Genomic DNA, 18,705 nt, shown 5'->3' on the forward strand with positions numbered 1-18,705 from the left:
GGTAGCGTATGAAAAGAACAAACCCGGCACGACCGGGTTTGTTCTTTAATGACAGAAAAAGCATCACTGTGGGTAGGCGTACTTATCAGTCAAACCAAGCTGATGGGCATTATTGATCCGGCCCCTTGATGTTTTAACCCGCCGCATACTTGACTACCGGGTCCTGAAAATAGGCTCGGACGCGCTCCGGGGATTGCTCCAGCTGCGTCATGTGTTCATTGTGCTTCGCGCAATTTTGCTTTGATACGTATCGGTGCGCGCTTCCATGGCCTGTTTGAGATCGGCGTTTAACCGCTCTTCCAGGTTCAGTTCTGGACTGTAACTTGACAGGTAGAACACCTCTATTTGCGCGGTACGTTCTGCCAGCCATGCTTTGACCGGTTTGCTGTGGTGCACACGCAGATTGTCCCAAATCAGGAATACCTTGCGCTCGGTCTCCTTGATCAGGGACGCCAGAAATTCAATCAGCCGATCCGCATTGAATGCCTTGTCAATAATCATCCAGCGCATCTTGCCCTGATGGGTGACGGTGCACACGCCCAGTTCGATCCCGTATTCGCGCCGGATCAGCTCCCTGACAGCGGCGCGGCTCCACAGATAGAAATCCATCTTCAACTGCTCGGGGCGACTGTCGCGAATGATGCGCCCAATGGCGGCTTCCTGATCGGCGCTGAGCCGTCAGCCTTCACCGTGCTGGTGGCCGCGTGCCGCAGGTTTGATGGCTGGCCAGCCGCCTGCCTCGAACAGCTTGATGGTGTTGCGTACGGTCGGATAGCTGAGCCCTGACAGTTCGACGATCTGTATGATGCCAAGGTCGCTTTTATGCAGACGCACGACTTGCTTGCGCCGTTCGTGCAGCTGTTCCAGTGATTGTTGACGAGCGTCTTCTTTATCCATGCACAATAGACCACGCCTTGACAGAAAAATTCAAACTTCTGAGGGCTGAATCAATAATTTGGCTGGCTGCTAGTCATCCGCCAAGGGATCGACCGCCGGGGTATCCAGCCGGCTCACCTCTTGTTTGAGCCAGACCAAGATCACTATCCCCGGCACCGCCAGCAGAATCGACAGGATAAAGAAATTGGGCCAGCCGATCGATTCAGACAACACTCCGGCCAGTGGGCCCACCCACACCCTGCCAACCGCAGCAAAGGCAGATAACAAGGCATATTGGGTTGCCGTGAAACGCTGGTTGCACAACGCCATCAGGAATGCCACAAAAGCGCTGGTGCCCATCCCGCTCGCCACATTTTCGAATGCCACGGCTGACAGCAGCAGATAATCGACCTCAGACGCGTGCTTCAGCGAGACGATCACCCAATCGAAGGGTGGTAGCTCGAAGCTGCCCCACGCCCCTTTACCTAGCAAGGCCACCAGATAAAAGCCTACGTTCGATACCAGTTGCAGGATGCCAAAGTACAGCAGCGACCGGAACAAACCCAGCCATGCCATCAATACTCCCCCTACCAACGCGCCGATGATGGTCAGCCAGATGCCGATGACTTTGTTCACCACGCCGACCTCAGCCGTTGAAAAACCCATGCCCTTGATCAGGAACGGCGTGGTGAGCGCACCGGCAAATGCGTCACCCAGTTTGTAGAGGATGATGAATATTAGAAAGGCTGTCGCCCCTTGCTGGCTGAAATAGCTGGACAGTGATTGATTGAGCGTTTCAAAGCGTGCGACTCTGGCGGCACTCCAGGCCAATGGCAAGGTGATCATGATGCCGAACAGCAAGCTGATCAGATCCGCCCATTTCTGTGCGTGGACAGGTAAGGCATGGGTGATGGGGTCTGGCGTGACAAGCAGCGAAACAAGCTGCTTGGCTAACGGGCTGCCCAGCCAGTTGGTCAGCTGATAGCCAAATACCACGGCCATGAGCACTGCCAGGAACCCCACGACATCATTTCTTGCAACAGTGCGAGGTGGCGTGGCGGTAGTCGGAACAGATGGCAAAGCCAGTAAAGACACCACAGCAGCGGCCATCATGATGCCAGACATCAGGCTGTATACCTGTGGCCAACTCCAGCCGAAACCTTGTGCGCTATCGACCCAGATCAGCGAGATACCACCTGACAAGATCATGGCCAAGCGATAACCAAACACCGACAACGATGAGCCCAGGCCCCGCTCATTGGGTTTCAGCACATCGGTTCGATAGGCATCGATCACCACATCCTGCGATGCGGAGAGAAAGGCCACCCCCAGTGCGATCAGCGCAAACAAAGTGGTATCGGCTTTGGGCGGATTGGCCGCCATCCATGCCAATGTACCGGCAAGGGCCAGCTGGGTCAGTACCAGCCACCCTCTCCGTCTACCCAGAAAAGGAGGCTCGAAACGATCCATGAGCGGCGCCCACAGAAACTTGAAGGTATACGGTAAGCCCACCAGGCTCAAAAAGCCGATGGTGGCGATATCGATGCCATCGAGGGTGAGCCAGGCCTGCATGGCCTGCCCAGTCAACGCTATCGGCAGGCCCGATGCGAATCCCAGCAGAAAAATGATGGACATACGATGGAAAGCGGCAAGGCGGGGAGCATTCATCATGAATTCAAACAGGATTGGGTGGAAAGGAATGGCATAGCTGGATTGAGCATACTGGGTTATCTCACGGAATCGTAACCCAGCGTGGCAGAGCGTATCCAGCTGTTCGACATGATGTCTGAGCGGGCCATGAAACACGATCAACAGAACCCAGGTAACACTGCATTGCCTGGCGTTGAGGTAGAGCATCGCATCGGGTACTTGGTTCCGGAGATCGGGCTGATATGGTCAGTTGGCACAAACGATGAAATCGTTTCGATGAAGGCCTGGTGCGGTGGCGCTGGGTAGATGTGATCATGCGCGGATGCGCTTGATCTACCAGCAGAAATCGATACCATCACAGTGGCCAGCCACGTCCAATCACATGATGGCCCCACACCCAGGGGTGCTTGGCCATGCAGGCTGTCTATAATCAAAAGGCTTGCCAACCATACTGACAATTGGAGACACCATGCAAATCCGAACTGAACGCAGTGACAGAAAGATGAAGCTGATCTTGGCAGGTTATTTCACCTTTGACGCCTATCGAGAATTCAAGAACCAATATACGCCCCTGCTGGAGAGCGGTGATTTTTCCGAGTTGGAGATCGATCTGGGGCAGGTTGAATATCTGGACAGCTCGGCCCTGGGGATGTTGTTGCTACTACGTGAACGGATGGACAACAAGCCAGTGGTCTTGTCCAATGCCCAAGGCACAGTCAAACAAGTGCTGGAGGTCGCCAATTTCCACCATCTGTTCACAATGCGATAGCGAGGGCTTCTGATGGAGGCGCCTGGCCCGGCCCCCTTGGCGACAAGGTGCGCAGATCGGCCATGACTGAATGGGCCAGCCGGGTTAGGCTGGCCTTCACCAGCGCTGTTTCAGCAAGTAATGGGGCTAGGCTGAGCATCCTGGGCGCGGTATGGTAGGCTAGGTTGCCATATCGCCAGCGCCCAGTAATCGGCGGATTGCCTGCAATTGAGCGGCGGCGGCCCCACCTTGTTGCGCCGCCAGTTCACATGCAACTTGGCCCAGCTGCCGATAGATCAGCGCGACCTGTGGCAATTGCGCATCCAGCCCTGATACATGTTTGGCCACCACGCCCACATCGCCTCGGGCGATCGGCCCGGTCAGGGCAGCTGCCGTCCCCAGGTGATGTACATTGTTCAGTGTGCCGATCAACAAGGGCTGTAGCGCCTGCAACGCAGCAGCCCTTGGCATGCCTGCCAGCTCGAAGCATTGCAGGCTGGTTTCCAGCAACGCCACCAAATGGTTGCAGGCTTGCACCGCCCCGGCATGGTAGAGCGTTTTCTGGTGTGCCGTCAGCGCAAAAGAGATGCCGCCCAATTGGGTGGCCCACTGTTGCAGCTGATCGGCCCACGCTGGCGAGCCTTCCACCGCACAATAGGTTCCGGCAAACCCAGCGAATGCCAAGTCAGGGTTGGCAAAGCTCATCAAAGGGTGAAGGCTGGCCAAGTGGGCGGTTTGGTGGTGTAGGGCGTCCAAGACATCTGCAGAATGTGAGCCAGACAGGTGAAATACCCGATCTGCTTCATGAAGGATGCCCAAGGCTGCCAATTGTGTGGCAACTAACGCCAGCTGGTCGTCAGGCGTGGCGACCAGCCAGATGTCGGCAGATGACAGCTGGCTGAACTGGTCAACAGCCCTGCCACTGCCCAGCCAGGCCACTGCTTGCTGGGCAGAGCGCAACTCGCGGTTGCACACTTGATTCAATGTCATCAGGCCCTGGCTGACAAGCAGCCTGGCCATGACGCGCCCAGCCCGCCCGGCACCAATCACGTTCAGCCTGGGTGGGGTGGTCATGGGTGAGCAGCTGCAAAATGCGCAGCCAACACATCCGATTCCAGTGTCTGCTGCCCACTATCTGATTTGATGGCATCCAGCAGATTCCAGGCCACCGCCTGGGCTGAGATCGGTCGATATCGCGCCCATTTGCCGCGCAACAATCCACCCGCCAGTCTGCCCACGATCAGCCCAAGGCGCTCACCCAGCCTGACTTCGGCACGTTGCCCGATCAATAAGGATGGACGGGCGATCACCAGCCGATCAAACGCCAACGCCGTCAAGGCTTTTTCCAATTGCCCCTTGGTGCGCAGGTAAAAATGGCGGGAATGGGCATCGGCCCCTAAAGAGGAGATGACACCGAATCGTCGGATTCCATTCATTTTCGCCATCATCGCCAGCTGCAAGGGGTAGAAGTAATCCACCGTCTTAAAACGGGCCTCGCTTCCAGCTTGTTTAATGGTCGTGCCCAGGCAACAGAGCAAAGCATCGGCCTTCAATACGCTACGATAATGCTCCAACTCGTTGAAATCGATGACCAGCTCGGTCAGCTTGGGATGTTGAATCCCCAATGGTTGGCGTACCAACACACAGACCCGCTCCAATGTCGCGTCGTTCAATGCCATGTCCAGCAAGGCACGGCCTGTCAGGCCGCTCGCGCCTGCAATGAGAAGAGATTTGATTTGAGACATCCGATAACAATAAACGACTCGCCCCGTAAAAGAAATCCGGGGTGACGAAAGTGAGACTTGACGGGCGAGCCGCCAAGCATGCATCAGGGACGGCGGATACGGTATATGGCCAAGCTGCCGAACAGATTCGGGAGGATGTCCACATCTACCCCCTCGTGCAGCACCACGCGATCCAACAGGTGAATACCGCGTGCCTCGCAAAAGAACTCGAAGTCACGCACCGTACACAAGTGGATGTTCGGGGTGTTGTACCACTCATAAGGAATGGTTTCCGACACAGGCATATGGCCCTGAAAAATCTGCAGACGGTTCTTCCAGTAGCCGAAATTCGGGAAGGTGACAATCGCCTCATGGCCGACACGCAGCATCTCCTCCACCACCCTTTCGACATGGCGCATCGATTGCAGGGTCAGCGACAGCACCACGAAATCGAAGGAGTCCGATTCAAAGCCAGCCAGCCCGCTATCCAAGTCGTTCTGAATGACATCCACCCCATTGGCTACGCAGGCAATCACATTGCTGACATCGATCTCCACCCCATAGCCGCTGACCTGCTTGGTATCACGCAGATGGACCAGTAAGGAGCCATCGCCGCATCCCAGATCCAACACGCGGGTATCGGGCTTGATCCAATTGGCGATGCGCAACAGGTCGGGGCGCAGTTTGTTGGTGACTGGGCGGCTCATGCGGCGCACTCCTTGGCGATATTGGTCATATAAGCGCGCATCAGATCGTGATAGGGCTTGTCATCCATCAAAAAGGCGTCGTGACCGTGTGCTGATTCGATTTCGGCATAGCTGACGTGCTTCTTCGCATCCAGCAAGGCTTTGACGATCTCTTTGGAGCGGGCCGGTGAGAAACGCCAGTCGCTGGTGAAGGAGACGACCAGGAATCTGGCTTTGGCCTGCTCCAAGGCTTTGGACAAACTGTGTTCGTAATGGCGGGCCGGGTCGAAGTAATCCAGCGCCTTGGTCATGATCAGGTAGGTATTGGCATCGAAGGTGCCGGAGAAACGATCCCCTTGAAAGCGTAGATAGCTTTCGATCTCAAATTCGACATCGAAGCCGTACTTGTACTCACCAGAGCGCAACATCCGGCCAAATTTCTCACCCATGCCGTCATCCGACAAATAGGTGATATGACCCAACATGCGCGCCAGCCGCAACCCTCGCTTGGGCACGGTGTGGTGTTCGTAGAAATCACCACCATGGAAATCCGGGTCGGTCAAAATGGCCTGCCGCGCTACATCATTGAATGCGATGTTCTGTGCAGTCAGCTTGGGCGCAGAGGCGATCACGATGCTATGCCGGATGCGCTCAGGAAAGCTGATGCTCCAGCGCAACGCCTGCATACCGCCCAGGCTGCCACCCACGACAGCCGCCCACTGCTGAATGCCCAGGTAATCTGCCAGACGGGCCTGTGCATTGACCCAATCCGCCACCAGCACCAGCGGGAAACGGGAGCCATATGGCTTGCCAGTGTCAGGGTTGATCGTGGAGGGGCCAGTCGAGCCATGGCAGCCCCCCAGGTTATTGACCCCGACCACAAAGAACCGGTTGGTATCGATGGGTTTGCCAGGGCCGATCATATTGTCCCACCAGCCTGGAGATTTGTCGTCCAGCCGGTGGCGCCCAGCAACGTGGTGGTGGCCAGATAAGGCATGACAGATCAGGATGGCATTGCTTTTGTCCGCATTGAGTCGGCCATAGGTTTCATAGGTCAGATCGTAAGCAGGCAGCACCGCGCCACTCATCAGCGTCAGCGGTTGATCGAAATGGGCTGTTTGTGCTGTGACGATACCGACGGAATTGGGTTCGGCCATGATGTGTGTTGGCTTGGATGATGGATAGGTGGGTCGCGGAATTATATAGTGAATTCAAAAGCTGTGTGGCGGTCTGGCGCGGCTGGTAAGGTTTACAAGCCACGCCAAGCCTTCTTTCCCAAAGGCAGGTCCGCGCCATGTGATGCCACTCAGGTATCACATGGCCAGCGCCTACTTCAGCTCATTCAACAGGAAGGTAAAGGTCAACGCCCACATCTTGGCCTGCTGTGCGGTGTTGGCGGCACCACCATGGCCACCCTCGGTATTCTCCCAGTACAGCACGTCATGCCCTTGCTCGGTCATGTGTGCGACCATTTTACGGGCATGGCCTGGGTGTACCCGATCATCACGGGTCGAGGTCGTGAACAGTGTACGTGGATATTTCACCCCAGCCTTCACATTCTGATAAGGTGAATACTTGGAAATGTACTCCCAGTCCTTAGGGTCTTCCGGGTTACCATACTCGCCCATCCAAGATGCGCCGGCGAGCAGCTTGTTATAACGCAACATATCGAGCAGAGGTACTTGGCAGACCACCGCCTTGAACAGATCAGGGCGCTGCACCATGACCGCCCCAACCAGCAGCCCACCATTGCTGCCCCCCATGATGCCCAGATGCTCAGGGGAGGTCACCTTGCGGGCCACCAGATCTTCTGCGATGGCAATGAAGTCATCGTAAGCCCGCTGCCGATTTTCCTTCAGCGCAGCCTGATGCCAGCCTGAGCCAAACTCGCCCCCGCCACGGATATTGGCCAGCACATACACCCCACCTTTGTTCAACCAGCTCGCCCCGACATTGGCTGCATAGGCGGGCTTGAGTGACACCTCAAACCCGCCATAGCCATAGAGGATGGTTGGGCTTTTGCCATCCAGCTTGGTATCTTCGTGCATCACCAGGAAGTAAGGAACCTTGGTGCCGTCTTTCGAGGTTGCTTCCTCCTGGGTCACCTTGATACCTTTCGCATCGTAGAACGCGGGCATATGCTTGAGCGGTGTACGCTGATCACTGCCAACTGTACCCATCAACAGCGTGGTGGGGGTGGTGAAATCAGTCAAAGTGATGAAATAGTCGTCTGACCGATCCGGGTCCACAGGCGCCAACCCAATTGCCCCGAACGCCGGCAAGGCGACCGCACGTCGCTGCCACTTGCCCCGGTGGCGTTTCAACTCATACACCCGGTTTTTGACGTTATCCAATTCATTGATCAGCAGGGCCGATCTGGTGGCAATGAGTCCATCCAATGACTTGCGGGTATGCGGCTCGAACAGTATCGAGAATTGACGCTCACCTTTCAGGAACCGGTTGAAGTCCATCGCAATCAACGCACCCTGCGGATAGATTTGACCATTCACATCCCAATCCGAACGCAATTTGATCAGAATCTGGTCGCGAAAAGGCATGGCTGTTGCATCGTCTGGCTTCTCCAGCTTGATCAGATTGCCATGTCGGTCGCGCAGAAACTGCTCGCTGGTGTAAAAGGTGATGGACCGGGTGACCAACTCCCGCTCAAAACCCGGTGTGAAATCCTTGGAGGCAGATAAAGCCAGGTCTGTGCGCACACCCTCAAACAAGGTTTTGGCCTCGGCCAATGGCTGGCCTCGTTTCCAGAGCTTGACCAACCGTGGGTAGCCGGAATCAGTCATTGAGCCTTCGCCAAAGTCACGAGCCACGAACAAGGTATTGTGGTCGATCCAGCGGGCCTCGCCTTTTGACTCAGGCAAGGTGAACCCGGTTTTGACAAATTGCTTGGTGACAGTATCAAACTCGCGTACCACATCCGCATCTGCCCCACCACGCGATAGCGAAATCAGACAATAGCGTCCCTTGGGCTCCAGGCAGTTGGCGCCATGCCAAACCCAGTTCTCGCCTTCTTCCTTGGCCACCGCATCGAGATCCAGCACCGTTTCCCAGGCGGGTTCCGCCTTTTTGTATTCTGCCATGGTCGTGCGGCGCCACAGGCCCCGGGCATGCTGCTCATCACGCCACAAATTGTAGAAATGCTCGCCAATCTTGGTGATGCCAGGAATGCGCTCCTTGGAGTTGTAGATCGACAACAGCTTGTCGTGAATTGGCTGATAGTCAGGCTTACCCATCAGCTCCTTCAAGGACAGCGCGTTCCGCTCCTCGACCCATTTCAGGGCTTTTTCGCCCATCACATCCTCAAGCCAAAGGTAAGGATCATCAGCCGCATGGGCCACAGCCGGGAGCAGACATGCGACAAATGCCGCTGGCCTGAGAAGTGCGTGAATCATAGATGTCCCATTTCAGAAAAGTTAAACGGCTTTATTTGATCCGGATGTCGGTTGAAAGGCAAGCCCAGATTCTTGCCCATGTTGATACCGCGCACGCCCCGATACATCAACCAGGGCGTTTCTGGCAGAATCGATACCAGATCCTTATCCCCAGCAACAAGGTCAGTACGACGGCGTAGATCATGGGCTGAGTCAGGTCTCGCTTGACCAGCCACCAATAATGCAAAACACCCAATATCGCGATCACGTACACCACTTGATGCAGTTGTCCCCACCGGCGCCCCAACCTTTTCATCATGTGATTGGTCGAGGTCAGCACCAGGGGCAGCAGCAACAGCCAAGCCGCAATCCCCACCGTGATGAATGGGCGTTTGACAATGTCGCGAACGATAGCTGACCAGTCAAAAAACTGATCCAGCCACAAATAGGTTGTCAAATGCAGGCTGGCATAGAAAAAGGCAAACAGCCCCAGCATTCTGCGTAGCTTCAATAGCCAGCTCATCCCTGTCAGGCGCCGCAAAGGGGTGATAGCGAGCGTCAGCAATATGCCGACCAAGGTCCAGGTGCCTGTTGACCGGGTGATGAATTCAATCGGATTGGCGCCCAGATGATCTGTCAAAGCCAATGTGAGCAACCGCCCAAGCGGATACAGGCAGATCAGAAAGACCATGATCTTGGCCATCAATAGGGCTCTGGGTGAAAGTTGACTGGGTAACATCCTGCATTCCCGTGTTGACGATGTTCATCGACATGAGGGCGGTCGATTTACGCGCTGTGCACAACCTGAAGTGACACAGTGTCCATTGGTCGATCATGCCGCTATTTTCTTTCATCCCATTTTGCGCCATTAACGGGGCCATGTCGGCAAAACCTGGCAATGAAAACGGGCACCGCATTGGGTGCCCGTCCTCATCTCATGTCAGATGCTGCTGGCTGGGTTTCACCACCCTGGCTAACAGTGCCCGGCCATGCTCAACCGCCTTTGGACAGCTTTTCCTTGACCCGCTTGGCACGCCCTTCGGCATCGGGGTGGCTTGACATCATCTTGTCAAAAGTCGATGACTTGCCGCTCATCTGGGCAAGCTTACGGAATGCACTTTCCATGGCTGCGGCCTTGTACTTGTACTTTTTCATGAACTCGAAGCCGTAGTCATCAGCCTGCGTTTCCTGGCTTTGTGAGAACTGATTGTTGACCAGTGCTTCAGTCAATGCGCCCAGTTGCGAGTCCGCCAAAGCGCCAACCACGCCTCCCGCGCCAGCGGCAGCCTTACGGCCAGCTGAGGTCACATAGGCAGTCCGTAATGCGTTCAGGCTGTGGCCATGTTTGACGTGGCCGATTTCATGGCCGATGACGCTCAGCAACTCATCGTCATTCATCAGATCCATCAAGCCGGCGTAGACACGGATACTGCCATCCGGTGCGGCGAATGCGTTGACATCCTTGGTCAGATAAACCTTGAAGTTCAACTTCATGCCATCTTCGTTCATGTGCTTGGCCGTCAGGCGTGCCAGCCGCTTCGCATATTTGTTCTTCGCTGGCGCAACTTGTGCTTGCTTGTCAGAGTAAGCCATCTGCTGAGCGGAAACACTTTTCAATTCACTATCTGACACTGTGGCGGCATTGAGCAGATCGCCTGCAGCGCTGATGCGGCTTTCGCCTTTGGTGGCACCGGTGCCAGCGCCACTCACACTACTCAGTGCACCCGCAACTGAGCTGACGTCGCCACCTTGGCTGCCATCGGTAGCGCACCCGACAAGGGCAAGGGCCATCATGGCTGCGAGCAGGGGGGATTTGGACATGTAAAACTCCTGAATATCGATACAGACAATTGATCCGGGCTGGCTTGATTGGCAACCAGGGCAAATGATGCCGCTGTCTGCCGCCAGGCAAGTGTGTGACTCACCAAACCACTGTTGCAAAGAGTGCGGTGGGAAATCCCCCCGATAAGTTGGTTTGGTCAGCCACCCAAACGTTGCCATGCAACTGGCACGACCGGCAGAAAAGCCCAATAGCATACATCAAATCGAATTCGTGATGCAACACACTTTATTGTTGATTTTCAGCAAGTTAATAATCGATAACCCGATTTGAACATGATGCATGTATGTGGCTACATGAATTTCAAAGATATTGAACCTCAATATCACCATGGCCGAGGCTCCTGGGGTGGGACACAACAATCCTGGCAATGTCACCTGGCCATCAAACCGCCCCAAAGAGCGCCTATCCTGTTGACAAGGCAAACAAAAAGGGGAGTGTATCTCCCCTTTTTCTTGCGATACCGGCACTTGATTATTTGGCCAGCTTACCCAGCGATTCCTCAATGTTGGGCATGATCTCGGCCAATGGCTTGCGCGCAATATCACCAGCTTTGACATTGTTGCGTTTCATCAGGTCTGCCACCAGCAGCCAACCACCATAGACCGTGGGTTTGCTCACGCCATCCACGCTGACAGTTTTAGCCTTCAACGCACTTCTGACCGCCTTGATGATATCCGCTTTGTGACTTTCAGCGGCTTTCAGTTCAGCATCAGTCAATCCCATGCTGGCGGCATCGCTCAAGCTGGGTGCCGCGGCTTTGGCAACATGGGCGGCAATACCTTCGAACAGCATACCTTCGACTACGGTCTGCGGGCCGTTCGGCAACATGCCTTTCATGTGCTGGTACAGTACCCGCGCGATTTCACGGGGCATTTGCACGGCACGCTCATCCGCTGGTTGCTCCAGCGGCAGATACAATTGGATCGCTTTGCCATCGGTGTTCGACCAGATGCCGCTTTCGAACATGCCTACATAGGCGTTGAATTCAAAAGCGACCGGCTTGTCCAGATACAGGTTTTGCACGACTGCGGAGAACACGCTTTGCGGATTCGGTTGCAGGCCGCTGAACCCTCCACGGATGCCGTCGATCACGCCAGCATACTTGGGATAGACCGTCTCCAGGCGTTCCTGGGGTTTGGTATTGGCTGGTGTGGCGTAGTCATAGAAAAAACGCCAGACAACCCAGCGACGATCCGCATTGGATGGCGCTTCTTTGGTGGTGGTGTCGTAGAACGCGACAAATTTTGGGGTGGTATCGCGTACAGTCAGGTTGATCTGTACTGCAGGATTCTTGGTGTTGGCGAATGCTGGTGCCGCCAGCAGGGCTGCGACCAAACCGCCGATGATGTACTTACGCAAAATGCTCTCCTTCTCCTCATGGGACGAACAATATCGAGACGTGCACTCGCACGTCTCAAGCTCAGCCGTCCAGCCATGGGTTGGGAGTGTCTGTTGTACTGGTGCAGGGGGCTGATGGCAGCTTACCCGCACCTGTGCAATGGCACATGGTACGGCCAAGCTTCAGGAAAGCGGAATATTATCAGTGGCCTTTCAGCGCGTATATCCCTGGTGCATTACGCCAATAGCCTTTGTAGTCCATGCCGCAGCCGAACAGGAAACGGTCTTCGACATCGACACCGACGAAATCCGCCTTCATGCCAGGGCGTGCCTTACGGTCATGCAGCTTATTCACCAGCACTGCGGACAACACTTCCTTGGCGCCTTCTTCAATGCAGTGATCCATGACAGCCGCCAAGGTGGTGCCGACATCCAGAATATCGTCGATGACCAGTACGGTGCGGCCACGCATATCCTGTGTGGGGCGCACGCGCCAATCGAGGTAGTTGCCATTGATCTCATGACCATAACGGGTGGCGTGCAGATAGGCCACTTCCAGCGGGAAATTGAGCTTGGAGATCAATCGACCCGCAATCACCAGGCCACCATTCATCACGCAGTACACCAGCGGATTGGAATCAGCCAATTTGGCCGTGATGGTTTCAGCCATATCGTCGAGAGCGGCTTCGATTTCTGCTGGGGATACCAGGCAGTCGGCTTCAGCGTAGGCGCGTTTGATTTCGTCCAGATTCGTCGACATGTCTCGGGTCTTTCACAAAAAAGGCGCAAGGCTATCACTTTGGTAAAATTTGGCAAGTATGCAAACCCATTGTTTTTGCATTGCGATATCAGCAACTTGGCGGGCTTATGTCGCCATCAGTATAGTGCACTGGCCATAGGAAGCGCTTGGCTCATGATGGTGAAGGCTTGTCCGTTGCACCAAGATGGATCGCATATCATGGCAGCAGATGTCATTGAAACGTTTCAGATTTATCCGTACTGGTGAAATCTGCCCCATCCCAGGGCCGGGGGTGGAGTTCAGGATTTTTGGTTGGTATGCGTCAATTATTGCTTAAAATAGCGTTTAGGACAGATGCAGACAGGCTGACTTGGGATCGCTGGCAGCCTATTCAGAGCTTACCCACACCGAGCGCGCAATTTTCTAGATGAAGACAGCCGTTGCCCACTGTATCCGTTGCTTCAAGGCGCGCAGTCAAAGCCCATATCGCCGCACTGTTCAATTCATTCACCCATCGCAGGACATCACCCATGTACATCGCGTACCCTTACGGCACCACATGTGCACTGAGTTCGCAAAATGACGTTGGTGGTTCCATAATAATCAGGAGCGCTCATGAACATCACTGAAATCAGGCACCCTCTGGTCCGACACAAAGTAGGACTGATGCGGGAAGTAGGCATCACCCCCGCCGCTTTCCGGGCCCTGGTTGCCGAGGTATCCCGCCTGATTGCCGTCGAAGCAACCCGCGACATCGAATTGGATACCGCTCAGATCGAATGCTGGAGCGGTAGGTTGTCTGTACCTCGTTTGCCCGCGCTTGCGCCAACCTTGGTGCCAATTCTGCGGGCTGGCTTGGGTATGTTGGAAGGGGTGCAAGCCATGCTGCCGGAATCGCCCGTCAGCATGATTGGCATCAAGCGCGATGAGCATACGCTGCAGCCCCATGCTTATTATCTGAATCTGGCTTCGCACATTGATGAGCGGATCGCGTTGATTTTGGACCCGATGCTGGCAACTGGTGGTAGTTTGTGCGCCACTATCGACGCGCTGAAAAAGGCTGGTTGTAAGCGGATGTGTGCGTTGACCCTGGTGAGCGCACCGGAGGGTGTCCGCCATGTGAATACGCTCCACCCAGATGTGCCATTATATACAGCAGCCGTTGACGAGCGCCTGAACGAGCACGGCTATATCCTGCCGGGCCTGGGCGATGCCGGCGACAAGATTTTTGGTACGGATACTCACGACTAAGGGGCAATCATGTCCAATCCACCCGTTCCACCGTATTTTGCGCAACGTAATGGCATCCGCATCCGCCCTTACACACTGGATGATGCAACGCCCTATTTCTGGGCGGTGATGGCTTCGCGTCAAGAGCTGGCGGCCTGGACGAACTGGTTCAAGGTAGGCTATACCCTGGACGATGCGCGAATCTGGGTGGTGTCCCGCATTGGGGCCTGGCAACATGCCACCGCCTTTGATTTCGCGGTGGAGCGCGTGGAGGACAATATGCTGCTAGGCAATGTCGGGCTGAACACGGTCAGCTCGACCCATCGTTATGCCAGTATGAATTTCTGGATTCGCACTGATGCGTGCGGCCAGGGTGTGGCATCTTCCGCCATGAAGCTGGTGGCCGCATTTGGATTTGACGTATTGAATCTGGCCAGAGTCGAGCTGGCGATCAAGACTGACAACATGGCAGCCCGCAAAGCGGCACACAATGCTGGCGCTGCCTTTGAAGCCAATGCCCGTAATCGTTTGCAATTGGCTGGAAAGCCTGTCGAAGCGGCTTTGTATTCTCTGATTCCAGCAGATGTGTATGCGCCCAGTGGCGAAATGCGAAACACCCCCTTCCTGGGAACCAACCCCTCGCTGGATACGCATTGAGCATGCTGTTTTGCGTCGTGCGGACAGGGCGATTCAAACCATCAAGTCGCCCAAGGCCTGATCAAGCAGAGTGGGGTCAACCTGCGCCTGTGAGGGGAAAATCAACTCCAACCGGTTATCGTGCCGCCATTGGGCCGGTGTGACCAGAGATGATTGCGGCATTTGGTTGATGGCCTGCCAACCATGTTCGGTCTGCACAATCCCTTTGGCCCGCAGGCAGCCCTGTTCGAATTGTACATTTACCCAGGCCAGCAGTTTGGCTGCTGAAAATTGCCGTTCCGCTGGCCAGCGCCAACCAATGGCCAACCCCTCCGGTTGGCGCTGGCAATGCATGCCAAAGGACACTGCTCGGCTGGCGGTGCCCGCCAGCAACGATGGTTGTGGCAGGTTGGTTTGGACCGGACAAGGAGCGCTGACCGGATGATCAAGCCAAGCCTTATCCAGTTGACCATCTCGGATGGTCACATCAATCCACCTTGGGGGGGCCAGGCCACTTAACAGCTCATCGAGCAAAGCCCAATCATCAGGTTGAGCCCTGTCGGTTTGACTGGCAATCAGCAGGTCTGCAGCATTCAATTGCGCAGCCAGCAGAGGATGCTGGCGAATGCGAACATCTTGTAGCGAGCTGGGCGCCACCAAGGCAAGTGTGGCGGCGGGCCTGAGAATGGCTTGGTAACTTGGCTCGGCCAGCATGGCCCGGATCGCAGCCGGGTGGGCCAGCCCCGAGGGCTCGATCAGAATGCGGGTTGGCTTGACTTGGCGGATCACGCTGTTCAATGCAACACGGAACAGGGGGCTGCTGATACAACACAAGCAGCCGCCAGGCACCTGTTTGATATGCAGGCCCGGCTGGCTGAGCAACGGGCCATCGATCCCGACCTTGCCAAATTCATTGACCAACACCGCCCATCGCTCATTTCTGGGTGCTTGTAACAGCAGGTGTTGAATCAGTGTCGTTTTGCCACTGCCTAGAAAGCCGGTGATGAGATTGACGGGGATCATATCCAACGACGAGCGCGAGCAGACCAGCAGATGCTTACCGGTCGGCCACGTGCTCCGGCGCGGCGATAATGGTGTTGCGCCCGGCGTTTTTGGCCGCATACAACGCCTGATCGGCACGTAGGATCAAGGCATGTCCGTTTTCATCGGCTGCCAATTGCGCCAACCCGGCACTGAAGCTGATATCGATACGTTTGCCTTCATGCATGACCGCATTGTTGCGAAACACCAGCCGGAGCCGCTCCAGCAAGTACTTGGCCCCGTGCAGGTCTGTCTCCGGCAGCAGAATCAGAAACTCTTCACCGCCATAGCGCACCAGCACATCATTCCCACGCAGCACAGCCTTGGTGATGTTACTGACATGGATCAACACCTTGTCGCCAACATGATGACCAAAACGATCATTGATCTGTTTGAAGAAGTCCAGATCGATCAGCGCAACAGATAATTTGGCCTGATAGGTGCGGCAGCGCTGAACTTCTCGATTCAGCAACATATCCAACCCCTGGCGATTTTGCGTACCCGTCAGCGGATCGCGCTCCAGCGCATGGCGGCTGGCGGCAAGGTCATCACGCATCTGGTTCAGCGATGCAGTCAGCTCTCGCAGGCTGTCGTGGCTGTCCTCCACGGTGTCATGCATGTTGGTCGCAGTATGGACGATGGCCTGCAACAGCCGCATCATTTCAGGTGTGTCTTGTGTATTCTGCAAGGAATGGATGGAAGATTTGATGTCGTCATTGTGATCTCTGATCAGATCTGCCAAGCCACCTGTTGTGTCTGCAGCTTCCTGCACCACATGTTGTACGTTGGCCACCAACTGGACATTGCTTTGCTCCGCCTCCTCTTTGACAGCGGGGGCAATACCGGCAATTTCGTTGTAGAACTTCGTATAATTCTGTGGCGTCGGGGCGAGGCCAAGTTCTGCAAGGCGCTTCAATGCCATGCGGGCAATATCAGCGGGTGAATTGAGTCGGGATGCCATGAGTAGTTGCCGGGTGAAATCGTTATTATCCGAACCCGTTCAATGTCATCACCGCTTGGTTTTATATGACTGATACATGAACAGATTCACACTGTAGCGACATCATAACCAAGCTGGCCACTTTCAGCACCTGTAGACCGATCAACTATGCCAACTGCAACCCATGCTTTGCTTGTGTTGAAGGATGCCGGATAATCCAAATTTGGCGACTGTGGCTGATCTGCGCGGTGACCTTGGTCATAGGGCCTCGCGCAGGCGTGGTATGTCGTTTGTTGAATCAGGCACGCCATCTGTTTGGTGTACGTGGGCAACTACCAATCAACCAGCAGCATGCCAGTGCTGGGTTGGATGCCTGATGCATGAGGGACGCCAGCAGAGCTTGGCTCCCGATCGCAGCTGCGGCGGCATATTACAGACGTTTTTTTAAGATTGTGTTGACACGACTTCAGATAAATCCATGCACATCCATATATTAGGTATCTGCGGTACATTCATGGGCGGCATCGCCGTCATTGCCAAACAGGCTGGTTTTCGTGTCACAGGGTGCGATGCCAACGTCTACCCGCCGATGAGCACACAGTTGGCGGCGCAAGGGATTGAGCTGATTCAAGGTTTTGATGTCTCACAGACCGATTTGAAGCCTGATGTGTTCGTGATCGGCAACGTCGTCAGCCGGGGCAACCCCTTGATGGAAGCCATTCTGAACCAGGGCCTCCCCTATATCTCCGGCCCACAGTGGTTGGCTGAACAGGTGTTGCATGATAAGTGGGTGTTGGCGGTGGCGGGCACCCATGGCAAGACCACCACGTCGTCCATGCTAGCATGGATTCTGGAATATGCCGGCCTGGCGCCAGGGTTCCTGATCGGCGGCATTCCGCAGAATTTCGGCCTGTCGGCCCGACTGCCAGGCGAGCCTAGGCAGGAGCCAGGTGGCAGCAGCCCCTTCTTTGTGATCGAGGCTGATGAATATGACACAGCTTTCTTCGACAAACGCTCGAAATTCGTGCACTACCGCCCGCGCACAGCCGTATTGAACAATTTGGAATACGACCATGCCGATATCTTCCCTGATCTCGCCGCCATCGAAACGCAATTCCATCACTTGGTACGGACAGTTCCTGGTCAGGGGCTGATTGTCGCCAACGGCAGAGAAGCCAGCCTGGATCGAGTCTTGCAGCGAGGCTGTTGGACGCCGGTCGAACATATCGGTGGTAGAGCAGGCTGGCAGATCGGCACACAGCACGCCGATGGGTTTGACGTGTTGCTGGACGGCCAGCACCAGGGCCGACTGCAATGGGGCCTGCTGGGCGAACACAATCAGATGAATGCGTTGGCGGCGCTGGCCGCCGCACGCCACGTCGGCGTGCCGGTGGATGTGGGTATTGTGGCCTTGAGCCAGTTCCAGAGCGTCAAACGTCGCATGGAAATCAAAGGCGTACAAAACGAGGTGACCGTCTATGACGATTTCGCCCACCATCCGACCGCTATCGATACCACCGTGGCCGGGTTGCGCCGTAAAGTCGGCCAGGCGCGCATTCTGGCCGTGCTGGAGCCCCGCTCGAACACCATGAAACTGGGCACCATGAAAGACCAGCTGCCCGCCAGCCTGCGCGAGGCAGATCTGACCTTCTGTTATGGCGCCAATCTGGGCTGGGATGTTGCGGCGGCGCTGGCGCCAATGGGTGAGCAAGCGCGGACATTTGACCAGCTGGACACGCTGGTTCAAGCCGTGGTGGCGGCATCACGGCCAGGGGATCACATATTGGTCATGAGCAACGGCGGCTTCGGTGGCATCCACCAAAAACTGCTGGACGCACTCGGCAACCGCCAGCCCGCATGAAAGC

The 18,705-nt window shown here is 55.6% G+C and carries 16 protein-coding genes and 1 pseudogene; 4 read left to right on the forward strand and 13 right to left on the reverse strand.

Annotated elements, in window-relative coordinates; translation table 11 throughout:
- Positions 1-133 precede the first annotated feature (133 nt).
- Together HNQ59_RS01940 and HNQ59_RS01945 are read right to left on the reverse strand one after the other, a co-directional pair.
- Positions 134-897 (reverse strand): annotated as a pseudogene (locus HNQ59_RS01940) (transposase).
- A 69-nt stretch (positions 898-966) separates the two neighbouring features.
- Positions 967-2,544: an AmpG family muropeptide MFS transporter gene (locus HNQ59_RS01945; protein ID WP_184034775.1), complete on the reverse strand. Its 1,578-nt coding sequence runs from the start codon at positions 2,542-2,544 to the stop codon at positions 967-969.
- A gap of 451 nt (positions 2,545-2,995) precedes the next feature.
- Here HNQ59_RS01945 and HNQ59_RS01950 point away from each other — a divergent pair, with 451 nt between their 5' ends.
- Complete coding sequence (locus tag HNQ59_RS01950; RefSeq protein WP_184034494.1) at positions 2,996-3,295, forward strand: STAS domain-containing protein; 300 nt, start codon at positions 2,996-2,998, stop codon at positions 3,293-3,295.
- A gap of 159 nt (positions 3,296-3,454) precedes the next feature.
- Here the strand turns inward: HNQ59_RS01950 and HNQ59_RS01955 are convergent, their stop codons facing one another.
- The 9 genes from HNQ59_RS01955 to HNQ59_RS01995 all read right to left on the reverse strand — a co-directional run bounded on the left by HNQ59_RS01955 (position 3,455) and on the right by HNQ59_RS01995 (position 13,014).
- Positions 3,455-4,348 carry a Rossmann-like and DUF2520 domain-containing protein gene (locus tag HNQ59_RS01955; RefSeq protein WP_184034496.1) on the reverse strand — a complete coding sequence of 298 codons (894 nt, stop codon included), beginning with the start codon at positions 4,346-4,348 and terminating at the stop codon, positions 3,455-3,457.
- Complete coding sequence (locus HNQ59_RS01960) at positions 4,345-5,019, reverse strand: NAD(P)H-binding protein (RefSeq protein WP_184034498.1); 675 nt, start codon at positions 5,017-5,019, stop codon at positions 4,345-4,347. Before HNQ59_RS01960 ends, HNQ59_RS01955 begins: the two co-directional genes overlap by 4 nt.
- Positions 5,020-5,102: 83 nt before the next feature.
- Positions 5,103-5,705: a methionine biosynthesis protein MetW gene (gene metW, locus HNQ59_RS01965; RefSeq protein ID WP_184034500.1), complete on the reverse strand. Its 603-nt coding sequence runs from the start codon at positions 5,703-5,705 to the stop codon at positions 5,103-5,105.
- Entirely contained in the window at positions 5,702-6,841 is a 1,140-nt protein-coding gene (gene metX, locus HNQ59_RS01970; RefSeq protein ID WP_184034502.1) for a homoserine O-succinyltransferase MetX, read from the reverse strand. Before metX ends, metW begins: the two co-directional genes overlap by 4 nt.
- Before the next feature lie 171 nt (positions 6,842-7,012).
- On the reverse strand, positions 7,013-9,094 hold the full coding sequence (locus HNQ59_RS01975) for a prolyl oligopeptidase family serine peptidase (protein ID WP_184034503.1): 2,082 nt from the start codon (positions 9,092-9,094) through the stop codon (positions 7,013-7,015).
- Between the two features lie 106 nt (positions 9,095-9,200).
- A complete protein-coding gene (locus tag HNQ59_RS01980; protein WP_246490809.1) occupies positions 9,201-9,776 on the reverse strand; it encodes a protein-methionine-sulfoxide reductase heme-binding subunit MsrQ in 576 nt (191 codons plus the stop codon).
- 290 nt (positions 9,777-10,066) lie between these two features.
- Positions 10,067-10,894, reverse strand: a complete 828-nt coding sequence (locus tag HNQ59_RS01985; protein ID WP_184034508.1) for a M48 family metalloprotease — start codon at positions 10,892-10,894, stop codon at positions 10,067-10,069.
- A gap of 493 nt (positions 10,895-11,387) precedes the next feature.
- On the reverse strand, positions 11,388-12,275 hold the full coding sequence (locus tag HNQ59_RS01990; RefSeq protein ID WP_184034511.1) for a hypothetical protein: 888 nt from the start codon (positions 12,273-12,275) through the stop codon (positions 11,388-11,390).
- A 181-nt stretch (positions 12,276-12,456) separates the two neighbouring features.
- Positions 12,457-13,014 (reverse strand): hypoxanthine-guanine phosphoribosyltransferase, encoded by a 558-nt coding sequence (locus tag HNQ59_RS01995; protein WP_184034514.1) that lies wholly within the window; start codon positions 13,012-13,014, stop codon positions 12,457-12,459.
- 594 nt (positions 13,015-13,608) lie between these two features.
- Here HNQ59_RS01995 and upp point away from each other — a divergent pair.
- Complete coding sequence (upp, locus tag HNQ59_RS02000) at positions 13,609-14,244, forward strand: uracil phosphoribosyltransferase (RefSeq protein WP_184034517.1); 636 nt, start codon at positions 13,609-13,611, stop codon at positions 14,242-14,244.
- A gap of 9 nt (positions 14,245-14,253) precedes the next feature.
- Entirely contained in the window at positions 14,254-14,880 is a 627-nt protein-coding gene (locus HNQ59_RS02005; RefSeq protein WP_184034520.1) for a GNAT family N-acetyltransferase, read from the forward strand.
- 33 nt (positions 14,881-14,913) lie between these two features.
- Here HNQ59_RS02005 and HNQ59_RS02010 read toward each other — a convergent pair whose 3' ends face one another.
- Both HNQ59_RS02010 and HNQ59_RS02015 read right to left on the reverse strand, forming a co-directional pair.
- Complete coding sequence (locus tag HNQ59_RS02010; protein WP_184034523.1) at positions 14,914-15,882, reverse strand: CobW family GTP-binding protein; 969 nt, start codon at positions 15,880-15,882, stop codon at positions 14,914-14,916.
- 34 nt (positions 15,883-15,916) lie between these two features.
- Positions 15,917-16,861, reverse strand: coding sequence for a GGDEF domain-containing protein (locus HNQ59_RS02015; protein ID WP_184034526.1), 945 nt, complete (start codon positions 16,859-16,861; stop codon positions 15,917-15,919).
- 457 nt (positions 16,862-17,318) lie between these two features.
- Here HNQ59_RS02015 and mpl point away from each other — a divergent pair, with 457 nt between their 5' ends.
- On the forward strand, positions 17,319-18,701 hold the full coding sequence (gene mpl / locus HNQ59_RS02020) for a UDP-N-acetylmuramate:L-alanyl-gamma-D-glutamyl-meso-diaminopimelate ligase (protein ID WP_184034529.1): 1,383 nt from the start codon (positions 17,319-17,321) through the stop codon (positions 18,699-18,701).
- The last annotated feature ends 4 nt before the right edge of the window (positions 18,702-18,705 follow it).

This window comes from Chitinivorax tropicus (assembly GCF_014202905.1).
In the GTDB taxonomy this organism is placed as follows: domain Bacteria; phylum Pseudomonadota; class Gammaproteobacteria; order Burkholderiales; family SCOH01; genus Chitinivorax; species Chitinivorax tropicus.

Bases quoted from the DNA above. Each gene is read 5' to 3' on its own strand.
- HNQ59_RS01945 (WP_184034775.1), bottom strand. From the start codon at position 2,544: ATGAATGCTCCCCGCCTTGCCGCTTTCCATCGTATGTCCATCATTTTT.
- HNQ59_RS01985 (WP_184034508.1), bottom strand. From the start codon at position 10,894: ATGTCCAAATCCCCCCTGCTCGCAGCCATGATGGCCCTTGCCCTTGTC.
- HNQ59_RS02010 (WP_184034523.1), bottom strand. From the start codon at position 15,882: ATGATCCCCGTCAATCTCATCACCGGCTTTCTAGGCAGTGGCAAAACG.
- HNQ59_RS01980 (WP_246490809.1), bottom strand. From the start codon at position 9,776: ATGGCCAAGATCATGGTCTTTCTGATCTGCCTGTATCCGCTTGGGCGG.
- upp (WP_184034517.1), top strand. From the start codon at position 13,609: ATGAACATCACTGAAATCAGGCACCCTCTGGTCCGACACAAAGTAGGA.
- HNQ59_RS01995 (WP_184034514.1), bottom strand. From the start codon at position 13,014: ATGTCGACGAATCTGGACGAAATCAAACGCGCCTACGCTGAAGCCGAC.
- HNQ59_RS01955 (WP_184034496.1), bottom strand. From the start codon at position 4,348: ATGACCACCCCACCCAGGCTGAACGTGATTGGTGCCGGGCGGGCTGGG.
- mpl (WP_184034529.1), top strand. From the start codon at position 17,319: ATGCACATCCATATATTAGGTATCTGCGGTACATTCATGGGCGGCATC.
- HNQ59_RS01975 (WP_184034503.1), bottom strand. From the start codon at position 9,094: ATGATTCACGCACTTCTCAGGCCAGCGGCATTTGTCGCATGTCTGCTC.
- metW (WP_184034500.1), bottom strand. From the start codon at position 5,705: ATGAGCCGCCCAGTCACCAACAAACTGCGCCCCGACCTGTTGCGCATC.
- HNQ59_RS01950 (WP_184034494.1), top strand. From the start codon at position 2,996: ATGCAAATCCGAACTGAACGCAGTGACAGAAAGATGAAGCTGATCTTG.
- HNQ59_RS02015 (WP_184034526.1), bottom strand. From the start codon at position 16,861: ATGGCATCCCGACTCAATTCACCCGCTGATATTGCCCGCATGGCATTG.
- metX (WP_184034502.1), bottom strand. From the start codon at position 6,841: ATGGCCGAACCCAATTCCGTCGGTATCGTCACAGCACAAACAGCCCAT.
- HNQ59_RS02005 (WP_184034520.1), top strand. From the start codon at position 14,254: ATGTCCAATCCACCCGTTCCACCGTATTTTGCGCAACGTAATGGCATC.
- HNQ59_RS01960 (WP_184034498.1), bottom strand. From the start codon at position 5,019: ATGTCTCAAATCAAATCTCTTCTCATTGCAGGCGCGAGCGGCCTGACA.